Raw genomic sequence first — 11109 nt, forward strand, 5'->3', positions numbered from 1 at the left:
GGACTGAAATGAAACCGCAACATATTCTTTTACTGGCAGCTGTTTTACTGACTTCGGGCTGCGAAAAAGTGCTTGACAAAACCGACCTTTCGGCATTCAATGAGGAGCAGGTTTTCAATGACACACTGCTGGCCAGGGGTTATGTCGATTATGTGTATGACCAAAACCTGCCCGTATGGCCAACCGGTGACTTCCTGAAAGCCACAGACGAGATCTCCGGCGAAACGCGATTTTTTGAAGGGACCGTGCAGGTGAACACCGTCGCGGATTTCGGGACTTCTGTAAATGCCACAAACAATTATGGAAAGATCCGTTCTATCAATCAGTTTTTAGCCAAAATGCCTGCCAGTGCGCTCAGTGAGGGTTATAAAAAGCAATTGATAGGGCAAGTCACATTCTTCCGTGCTTACCGCTATTTCGATCTTGTACAGCTTTACGGCGGCGTGCCCTTGGTGCTGGAACCGCTTGGTGCGATAGGTGAGGAGGAGAAACAGCAGGCCGCTATTCCAAGAAGCAGCACGTCGGAAAGCATTCAGCAAATTGTAACGGACCTTAATTTCAGCATCGAAAACCTCCCGGGGAAATGGAACGATTCCAACGACTGGGGCCGGATCACGAGTGGAGCAGCCGCTGGTTTCAAGGGCCGGATTCTACTACATTATGCAAGTCCGCAATTCAATCCGACTGACCTGCCGGAGCGCTGGCAGGCAGCTTATGATGCTAATAAACAGGCCATTGAGCTGTTGAAAGCAAATGGTTTTGGGTTACACCAGAGTTTCAAAGACCTGTGGTTTACAGAGGCCAACAACCCGGAGGCTGTGTGGGTGACAAGCTATAACAATAAAGTAGGGGACCAGATCAATAAAAATCAAACCTGGGACAACAATACGCGGCCTTCCTACCTGGGTACAGGAAGCGGCTCCAACCAGCCGACCTGGGAAATGGCGCAGGCTTTCCCAATGAAGAATGGTAAAAATATTGAAGAAAAAGGTTCAGGCTACGATCCAAAGCTGTTTTACAAAAACCGCGACCCAAGATTTGACAACACCATTGCCTACAACGGCGCAACCTGGCACATTAACGGCAACACGAATTACAGGTTATGGACCTATTTTGTAAACAACAAAACCGTTGAACAAAAGGCCACAGTAACCGGCTTTTACGTCCGCAAAGCCATTGACCCAAATCTGCCCACCGGCGCAGTCGCCAACAGCGGAACCGACTGGATAGAAATGCGTTACGCCGAAGTAATGCTCAATCTCGCCGAAGCTGCCTGCGGCATCAACAAGCTGGACGAAGCCTACACGCAACTCAAAGCAATCCGCCAAAGAGCCGGCATTGACCCGGGAGCCGACGGCTTCTACGGCCTGAGCCCAAAAATGACCCGCGCACAAATGTTCCAGGCCATCCTGCACGAAAGACAAATAGAGCTCGCCTTCGAAGGTAAACGCTTCTGGGACATCCGCCGCTGGAAACAATTCGAAACCAAACTAAACGGAAAACGCAGAACCGGCGTAACCATCAACCTGAAAACATCCGCCATATCACCCGAAGACTTCGGCGCCCGCCGAGACGGCATGAGCCTGGACTCCGTCTACCGCAACTACATGGAAATTATACCCAAAGACCTGGACACTAAATACACAATCAAATGGCTGCCCGAATACTACTTCTTCGCCATCCCCAGCACAGCGTTAACTAATAATGCCAGGCTCGAACAAAATATCGGGTGGCCATCAGGGACGTTTGATCCGTTGAAGTAGTAAGGGTCGGTCTTCGGCTCCGCTCAGACTGACAGGGCCTATTGACGAATTACTAGTCCTGTCACACTGAGCGGAGCCGAAGTGCAAGCACAACGACAAAGACCAAGCCTGTCACACTGAGCGGAGCCGAAGTGAAGGCACAACGACAAAAACCAAGCCCTGTCACACTTAGCGGAGCCGAAGTGAAGCCGGTCACACTGAGCGGAGCCGAAGTGAAGCCACAACGACAACAAACAACCAAAATGCAAAACCAACAACAAACATGATATCAAAAAGATCAATCTCACTCCAACTCCTAACAGCAGCCTTATCAATCCTGGCGCCAGCCGCACAGGCGCAGTATCCTAAAATCCCACCGGCAGCGCAGAAAACCAGCGATTCGCTTCTCAAAGCGGCAATGTGGAAATCGGAGATTGCCTGGCAGAAGGCTTGGCCGGTTATAGAGCAGGAGGCCAGGAACGGGAAGCCCTACATTCCGTGGGCGGCGCGGCCGGTTGATCTGCCGCAGTCCGATATTCCGGCATTTCCGGGGGCAGAAGGTGGTGGTGCTTATAGTTTTGGCGGTCGTGGAGGGAAGGTTTATGTGGTGAAAAGTCTGGAAGACAGCGGACCAGGCACATTGCGTGATGCCTGCGAGCAGGGCGGCGCAAGGATCATTGTTTTTAATGTGGCGGGCATCATCCGTTTGAAAACACCGCTGATTATTCGTGCGCCTTACATTACTATTGCGGGACAAACGGCGCCGGGCGATGGTGTATGCGTGGCGGGCGAGACGGTCTGGATCAATACGCATGACGTGGTGATCCGGCATATGCGTTTCCGCCGGGGCGAAACGTTTGTGGGACGCCGCGATGACTCGATTGGTGGTAACCCGATCGGCAATATTATGATCGACCACGTTTCGGCTAGCTGGGGATTGGATGAGAATATGTCGATGTATCGGCATATGTATAACGACAGCACGGGTGCTGCCGAAGCGAAGCTTCCTACGGTGAATATTACGATCCAGAATTCCATTTTTTCAGAAACACTGGATACGTGGAACCACTCCTTCGGGAGCACGCTCGGTGGGGAGAATTGTACGTTTATGCGCAATCTATGGGCAAATAACGCTGGTAGAAATCCTTCCATCGGTTGGTTTGGTATATTTAATTTTACAAATAATGTGGTCTTCAACTGGGTCCACCGCTCTATTGATGGCGGCGATTACCGTGCGATGTACAACATTATAAATAACTATTTCAAACCCGGTCCGCAAACGCCGAAAGACGGCCCGATCGCGCATCGGATCGTCAAACCCGAAGCAGGCAGGAGCAAACTTGGTTATCAGGTTTATGGCCGTGCTTATGTGCATGGCAATATTATGGAGGGTTTCGACGCGGTAACCAAAGACAATTGGAACGGCGGTGTGCAGGTGGAAGAGCTTCCTAATACTGGAAAATACAAGGATAAAATGAAGTGGAACCAGCCATTGCCTATGCCTCAATTCCCGATCATGAGTGCCAAAGAATCATTTGATTATGTGCTCACTCACGCAGGCGCAACGTTGCCCAGGCGCGATCCGGTAGATACGCGGGTGACCACACAGGTCAGGACAGGAAAGATCAATCCGATTGATGGTGTTACTTTGCCAAAAACCCAGTTTGAGCACCGTCGCTTGCCGATTGATTCATACAAAAACGGGATTATTACTGATATTTCGCAAGTTGGTGGCTATCCGGAATACAAGGGAACGCCTTATAAGGATTCCGACGATGATGGCATGCCGGACGATTGGGAAATCAAATACAGCCTCAACCCAAACGACGCTTCGGACGCACAAAAGGACATGAGCGGCGACGGTTATGCCAACATTGAAAAATTCATCAACGGCATCGATCCGAAAAAGAAAACAAATTGGAAAGACCCTAAGAATAACCGCGATACGCTGGCTTCATTAAAGGAAACGTCTAACAGAAAATAAGATTTTGAAGGTTAAGGACTATATAAAAAGGGTGATTGTGCAGAATACAATCCTGTCGCTGACGGGATTGTATTTATTTATGCCTGATTATGCCCTGGCCCAGAAAAAAATCAAAGTACCATCTCCCGTTGCCATGGGCGAGGACGGAAAGCTGCATTACGCGCCGGATTCGCTGGGGAACCGCATTGTCGACTTCTCCTATGCCGGTTATATGTCGGGAAACAAGCCAATTCCCAATGTTGCTATCCGGGTTGTCGTGCCTACCAAGCCGGGTGATGCTACATTACGGATTCAGTCCGCAATCGATTATGTGGGAACCTTTCCGGCAGATCGGGATGGGATTCGAGGGGTGGTTTTCTTGGAAAAAGGCGTCCATACCATCCAGGGAAGTCTTTTGGTTAAAAAATCAGGAATCATTATCCGGGGAAATGGGACGCGGGAAGGCAAAACAACACTACTTGCAGCCGGACTTTCCAGGGAAACTATCATTCAGATTTCAGGTGCGAATGATATAAAGAAAAGCAAATCCATTGAAGTAGCAGATGAATACGTCCCGGTTAATGCATTGACATTTAATGTGTCAAATTCAGATAATCTTAAAGCGGGTGACCGGATCCAAATCCATCTTCCATCGACCCGAGCGTGGATTCAACTACTGAGAATGGAGGAATTCGGTGGCGAAACGGGCTGGCTAGGATGGAAGCCCGGGCAGCGGGACGTTGTCTGGGACCGCACCATTACAGCCATTTCGGGCAACCAGATCACCATTCAAGCACCTTTAACGACCGCTTTGAACAATAAATATGGCGGCGCTTTTATAACCAAATATCAATGGCCTGGACGCATTAGTCAGGTCGGGATTGAAAATCTTTGCATTGAATCCACATTTGATCCGGCTAATCCAAAAGACGAAGACCATCGCTGGATGGGTGTAACAATGGATAATGTCGAAAATGCATGGGTACGGCAGGTTCATTTTAAAGGTCTTGCGGGTTCGGCGGTGGCGCTTTTTGAGGCGGCTTCGCAGGTTACTGTTGAGGATTGCAAGTCGGTGATGCCTGTTTCTGAAATAGCGGGGCAGCGGCGGAATACATTTTACACACAAGGGCAGTTAACGCTTTTTCAAAGGTGTTATGCCGAAAACGGCTATCACGATTTCACCACGGGTTACCGCGCGGCGGGACCTAATGCATTCGTCCAATGCGAGTCAATCCAGCCATTCGGGTTCAGTGGCGCTGCGGATAGCTGGGCTTCCGGGGTTCTTTTTGATAATGTAAATGTCGATGGGCAGGCATTGAGCTTCAAAAATCGCGGTCAGGACGGCCATGGTGCCGGCTGGACTGCGGCTAACAGTGTTATGTGGCAATGTGCTGCCTCCCGTGTGGAGAATTTCAGCCCGCCAGGTGCGACGAATTTTGCATTCGGGATCTGGGCAGAATTTGCGGGTGACGGTTTTTGGGAAAATGTGAATGAGCACATCAAACCGCGCAGTTTGTATGCTGCGCAGCTAGCGGAAAGGGTTGGTAATGAAGCAATCGTACATGCTGCGCTTATGCCAAAAGAATCCGAGGCATCCAGCAGTCCGAGCATTGCACAGGCGGAAGAACTAACCGCAAAATCGAATGTTCCGGCAGCTTCATTAGCAGACTGGATTGATGCCGCCTCGAAAAGAAATCCGATTCCCACTGCCTTCACCAATGTGAAGACCATTGACGAAATTGGTATAAAACAAATAGCGCAAAAGACAAATCTATCACTGTTAACCATCCAAAATGGATGGCTGGTGCGTGGCGAGGAAGTGGTTACCGGCAACCGCCAGGAAGTGCCGTGGTGGCGCGGAAGCATTCGTCCGCACGATGTGGCGCAGGCCAAACCACACATGACCCGCTTCGTTCCGGGTCGGTCAGGTGCGGGATTAACCGACGTTCCGGAAGCAATGACAGATTCTTTATTAGCCAAAAACATCACGGTACTCGACCACAATTACGGACTCTGGTACGACCGCCGCCGAGACGATCACGAGCGCATTCGCCGGATCGACGCCGAGGTGTGGCCGCCATTTTATGAGCAGCCTTTTGCCAGAAGCGGCAAAGATGCGGCCTGGGACAACCTCAGTAAATACGATCTCACAAAATACAACCACTGGTATTGGCAGCGGCTCAAAACATTTGTACAACTAGCTGACCAAAAAGGCCTTGTCCTTTATCATCAAAATTATTTTCAGCACAACATTCTCGAAGCGGGCGCACATTATGCCGATTTTCCATGGCGCACAGCCAATAATGTCAACAACACAGGCTTCCCCGAACCACCGCCTTACGCGGGTGACAAGCGGATTTTCATGGCTGAGCAGTTTTACGACATTGCTAATCCGCAACGCCGGGCCATCCACACGGCCTACATCCGTAAATGCCTCGAAAACTTCGCAGATCAAAGCGGCGTCATTCAATTTATTGGTGCAGAATACACGGGTCCGCTGCACTTTGTAAAGTTCTGGCTGGATGTGATTGCGGTTTGGGAAAAGGAAACGGGCAAAAACGCGCTGATCGCATTGAGCACCACGAAGGACGTTCAGGATGCAATTTTGGCAGAGCCCAATTATGCCAAAATCGTAGACATTATCGACATCCGTTACTGGCATTTGCGCGAGGATGGCACATTTTATGCGCCGGAAGGCGGCAAAAATCTGGCTCCCCGCCAACACGCCAGATTACAGAAAACGGGCAAAATTTCCTTTGCATCCATTTACAAAGCTGTGCTCGGATACAGACAAAAATATCCCGGGAAAGCGGTCCTATATTCAGCCGGAAATTACGATTCCAATGCCTGGGCGGTGCTTATGGCGGGCGGATCCATCAGCGCAATCCCACGCGTTTCGAGTGAATTTTTAGCGGACGTTTCCAGGATGAAGCCGGATACATCTGGCGATTATAAACTGGTGAATCCGGGTGTGGCTGCCGTTTTTTATAAGGAGGCCAATGTTGATCTGAACATTGATCTGACTGGTTTCAAAGGAAATTATGTGCTTCGCCGCATCGATCCGGCCACTGGAACATGGATTGGTAAAAGCGAAAAAGTGAAGGGTGGAAAGATAATTCAGGCGGTGACTTCTGCGCAAGCAAAGACCGCTCCTATGGTAATCTGGGTTTCAAAATATTGATTATGCGTACAAAAAACGGACTATTTATTTTGCTGATTTTCCTCGTCGCCATAAGTGCGTGTTCCAAAAGAAGCATTGGACCTGCGGTGCTGAAAGCGGAAAACTTCCGGCATCACGTGGAAAAATTCAACCGGATGGAGGACGAAAACAAGGTGAATGCCATTCCCAATGCGCAATCGTGGGACTGGATGCAGGCCAACATTCCCTTGTTTGACAGCCCGCAGGACAATTTTCAGGAGATCTATTATTATCGCTGGTGGACATTCCGCAAGCACATTCACAACACGCCGCAGGGTTTTATCATCACCGAATTCCTGGTCGACCGTAATTATGCGGATAAATACAACATGATCAGCTGCGCGCTCGGGCATCACATTTATGAGGGCCGCTGGCTCCATAACCAGCAGTATATCAATGATTACGTCAATGTCTGGTTTCGCGGAAATGCAGGTGGTAGGATGAAAAAACTGCTTACATTCAGCAGTTGGACGGCTAATGCGCTTTTCAACAGGTACAAGGTTAACAGGGATAAAGCATTCGTGTTGAACATGTTGCCCGACCTGCAATCTGAATATCAGGCGTGGGAAAAAGACCGCCGCACAGCCACCGGACTTTTCTGGCAAACGGATGTCAAGGACGGCATGGAAGAATCGCTCAGCGGAGGCAGGCGGGAGCAGAATGCCCGGCCTACCATCAACAGTTATATGTATGGCAACGCCCGGGCCATCGCTCAAATCGCCGCTTTAAAGGGCGATTCAACGACCAAAAGCCTGTATAACGCCAAGGCAGATACACTCAAAACATTGATTACCAGCAAACTCTGGAATCCGGAAAACAACTTTTTTGAAACAGTAAAAAAGGGCGGCGCAGGAGAATTTGCAGGCGTTCGCGAGGCCATCGGTTATATTCCGTGGTATTTCAATTTAGCTGATGGGAAACATGATATAGCCTGGCAGCAAGTCATTGATCCAAAGGGCTTTCGGGCGCCATTTGGCCTCACCACCGCAGAGCGCCGCCACCCTGATTTCCGTACGCATGGCTGCTGCAAATGTGAGTGGGACGGCGCAGTTTGGCCATTCGCCACTTCGCAGACATTAACCGGCATGGCCAACAGGATGAATACCGACAAAGCAAAGCCACTAACGGACACCACGTATTTCCGGTTAATGGAGCTGTATGTAGAATCACAATATTATCGCGGGAAGCCTTACATAGGCGAATATCTGGACGAAACGACGGGTTACTGGCTCAAAGGTGACCAGCAAAGAAGCCGCTATTACAATCATTCAACATTCAATGATCTCATTATTTCTGGTTTGGTCGGGCTGCGGCCGAGAGAAGATGATATGATTGAAGTCAACCCATTGATCCCGCAGGAAAAGTGGGACTGGTTTTGCCTCGATAATGTGCTCTATCACGGTAAGATACTGACAATCATATGGGATAAGAACGGAGATCATTACAAAAAAGGAAAAGGATTACAAGTTTTGGTCAACGGAAAAAAAGCAGGATCATCAGAAAACATCGAAAGATTATTGATTAAACAAATATGAAAAAACACCTCATCCCAATCGCCGCATTCCTGTTATGTCTCGCCAGTCATGTTCAGGCCCAAACCTGGAAAGACGGCATCATTACCGACGAATTTATTTTCGAAAAAACCTCCTTCCCGGAAAGTCACGCTTCCACGATTGTAGAAACGCCCGGCGGACTGGTAAGCGCGTTTTTTGGCGGGACAAAAGAACGCAATCCCGATGTAGGAATCTGGGTAAGCCGCCTCGAAAGCGGCGAATGGACCGCGCCCGTGGAGGTGGCCAACGGCATCGTCAACGACACATTGCGCTATGCCTGCTGGAACCCGGTTCTATATCAGATTCCAAACGGTGAACTGATGCTTTTTTACAAAGTAGGGCCGAATGTGCCGGGATGGAAGGGTTTCCTGATCACCTCGAAGGACAATGGCAAAAACTGGTCAAAACCCAGGGAATTGCAGGAAGGGTTTCTCGGCCCTATCAAAAACAAACCTGTTTTGCTCGCGAATGGCGAACTATGGTGCCCGTCGAGCACGGAGGGCAAGGGCGGCTGGCGCGTTCATTTCGAAGTGACGCCCGATTTTGGGAAAACATGGCGAAAAGTTGGCCCGCTGAATGATGGAAAAACGATCCAGGCCATTCAACCGAGCCTTTTAACTTATAAAAACGGAGATATGCAGATCTTGTGCCGCAGCCGGAACCGCGCCATTGTTGAATCGTGGTCAAAGGATGGCGGTAAAACTTGGTCCGAAATGAAGGCGTCCAATCTGCCTAATAACAACTCCGGGACTGATGCGGTGACAATGAAAGATGGGCGGCAATTGCTCGTTTACAACCACGTGCTGCCTCCGGGCAACGAAGCAAAAGGCCCGCGGACGCCATTGAATGTGGCGATTTCAAAAGAGGGTAAAAAGTGGGAAGCCGTGCTGGTTTTGGAAGATTCGCCTATCAGCCAGTATTCTTATCCGTCTGTGATTCAGTCGGCGGATGGCATGGTGCACATTGTTTACACGTGGCGTCGTGAGCGGATCAAATATGTGAAAATTGATCCGACGAAATTAAAAGAAAAGGCCATTACCGACGGCAAATGGCCGCAGTAAAGCTGGACTGACATGAATGCTGCTTAGGAAGGTTAAGCCTGAATTTTTACCAAGATCAACATGAAACGAAGGACATTTTTAAGCCTGTTAACCCTCTCCGGAGCGCTCTCGCACTGGGCACCGCCGCTTTTGGCAAAAGGAAAAAAGCAGTGCTATAAGGTTGCGGTCATTGATCTGATGATCCTGAAACGTCAGAAATTGAGCGCCTTACCATTGGCTAAGGAGATCGGGGCGGATGGTTTGGAAGTGGATATGGGCGGGCTGGGGGACAGGCCGACATTTGATAACAAACTGGCCGAGCCGGCAATAAGAACACAATATTTAGACAAAGCTAAGGAGCTTAATCTGGAAATTTGCTCGCTCGCGATGACCGGTTTTTATTCGCAATCATTCGCTAAACGCGACGGCATTGAAAAGACGGTTGGCGATTGCATTGAAACCATGAAACAGATGGGCATCAAAACCGCTTTCCTGCCGATGGGCGTGCAGGGCGATCTCGTTAAAAGTCCGGAATTGCGGCCTCAGATCATCGAGAGGCTGAAACGCATCGCGCCCATGGCAGAGAAAGCGGGCGTTGTCATTGGCATTGAAACCGCGCTCAGTGCAGCAGAAGAGGTGAAGTTATTGGACGAAGTTGGCTCAAAAGCGATTCAGATCTATTTCAACTTTTCCAATGCGCTGGAAGCTGGCCGGGATGTGAATGAGGAATTGAAGATTTTGGGCAAAAACCGCATTTGCCAGATCCATTGCACGGATAAGGACGGCGTTTGGCTCGAAAACAACACCCGGCTTGACATGAAAAAGGTGAAGGCAACATTGGATAAAATGGGCTGGAAAGGCTGGCTGGTGATAGAACGCTCACGCGATGCAGCAAAACCGCGCGACGTAAAAGGGAATTTCGGCGCCAACACCAGATTCATGAAATCTATTTTTCAAAACGCATAAAACGCAACCATTATGAACCTGAAATTATTCCTGCTTAGCATTGCATTGCTGACTCCCGCATTGGCAAACGCCCAAAGCAACCCTGATAACGACAAAGCTTATATCACAACTGTCACCAGGCGTTCCGATAAAATACTCGCCGGGCTGCAAATTGCTGATTCGGCGAAATACAAGCAAGTGAAAGAGATTATGGTGCAGCAATATGTTGATTTGAGTGATCTTGAAAAAGACAAAAACGGCGAACAGGCGGCTCAGAAAAGGACTGATCTGCACAAGCAATACATGGCGAAACTTTCGGCTCAGCTTACGCCTGCGCAGGTCGAAAAGATCAAGGATGGCATGACTTATGGCGTTCTTCCGATCACTTACAAAGCTTATACCGACATGATCCCAACTTTGAAAGCAGATGAGAAAGCCCAGATTATGAGTTGGTTAACAGAAGCCCGGGAGCTGGCGATGGACGGCGGATCTTCCGAAGAAAAGCATAAGGTCTTTGGCAAATACAAGGGTCGAATTAATAACTATCTTTCAAGTCGGGGCTACGACATTCAGCAGGAGCGGAAAAACTGGGAAGCGCGCCAGAAAGCATCCAAATCAAACGGCTGATCCATGTCATTTTTGTCACGATGTATTTTCTTGTTTTTCG

Annotated in this window: 7 protein-coding genes; all 7 read left to right on the top strand. The window is 49.4% G+C overall.

Going from position 1 to position 11109, the window contains the following annotated elements:
- The first annotated feature begins 8 nt into the window (after positions 1-8).
- On the top strand, positions 9-1763 hold the full coding sequence (locus LZG74_RS18110; protein ID WP_233797939.1) for a RagB/SusD family nutrient uptake outer membrane protein: 1755 nt from the start codon (positions 9-11) through the stop codon (positions 1761-1763).
- A gap of 262 nt (positions 1764-2025) precedes the next feature.
- Positions 2026-3726: a polysaccharide lyase family 1 protein gene (locus LZG74_RS18115; RefSeq protein WP_233797940.1), complete on the top strand. Its 1701-nt coding sequence runs from the start codon at positions 2026-2028 to the stop codon at positions 3724-3726.
- A 37-nt stretch (positions 3727-3763) separates the two neighbouring features.
- The gene (locus LZG74_RS18120; RefSeq protein WP_233797941.1) at positions 3764-6886 is read left to right on the top strand and encodes a DUF6298 domain-containing protein; all 3123 of its coding nucleotides are present in this window, start codon (positions 3764-3766) and stop codon (positions 6884-6886) included.
- Between the two features lie 2 nt (positions 6887-6888).
- Complete coding sequence (locus LZG74_RS18125; protein WP_233797942.1) at positions 6889-8439, top strand: MGH1-like glycoside hydrolase domain-containing protein; 1551 nt, start codon at positions 6889-6891, stop codon at positions 8437-8439.
- Positions 8436-9518, top strand: coding sequence for an exo-alpha-sialidase (locus LZG74_RS18130; RefSeq protein WP_233797943.1), 1083 nt, complete (start codon positions 8436-8438; stop codon positions 9516-9518). Before LZG74_RS18125 ends, LZG74_RS18130 begins: the two co-directional genes overlap by 4 nt.
- A 60-nt stretch (positions 9519-9578) precedes the next feature.
- Positions 9579-10463, top strand: a complete 885-nt coding sequence (locus LZG74_RS18135; RefSeq protein WP_233797944.1) for a sugar phosphate isomerase/epimerase — start codon at positions 9579-9581, stop codon at positions 10461-10463.
- A gap of 12 nt (positions 10464-10475) precedes the next feature.
- Entirely contained in the window at positions 10476-11069 is a 594-nt protein-coding gene (locus LZG74_RS18140) for a DUF3826 domain-containing protein (protein WP_233797945.1), read from the top strand.
- Positions 11070-11109: the final 40 nt, after the last annotated feature.

The sequence above is a fragment of the Dyadobacter sp. CY327 genome, assembly GCF_021390415.1.
In the GTDB taxonomy this organism is placed as follows: domain Bacteria; phylum Bacteroidota; class Bacteroidia; order Cytophagales; family Spirosomataceae; genus Dyadobacter; species Dyadobacter chenhuakuii.

Excerpts from the sequence above, each read along its gene's own strand:
- LZG74_RS18110 (WP_233797939.1), top strand. The coding sequence starts at position 9 with ATGAAACCGCAACATATTCTTTTACTGGCAGCTGTTTTACTGACTTCG.
- LZG74_RS18140 (WP_233797945.1), top strand. The coding sequence starts at position 10,476 with ATGAACCTGAAATTATTCCTGCTTAGCATTGCATTGCTGACTCCCGCA.
- LZG74_RS18130 (WP_233797943.1), top strand. The coding sequence starts at position 8,436 with ATGAAAAAACACCTCATCCCAATCGCCGCATTCCTGTTATGTCTCGCC.
- LZG74_RS18125 (WP_233797942.1), top strand. The coding sequence starts at position 6,889 with ATGCGTACAAAAAACGGACTATTTATTTTGCTGATTTTCCTCGTCGCC.
- LZG74_RS18115 (WP_233797940.1), top strand. The coding sequence starts at position 2,026 with ATGATATCAAAAAGATCAATCTCACTCCAACTCCTAACAGCAGCCTTA.
- LZG74_RS18135 (WP_233797944.1), top strand. The coding sequence starts at position 9,579 with ATGAAACGAAGGACATTTTTAAGCCTGTTAACCCTCTCCGGAGCGCTC.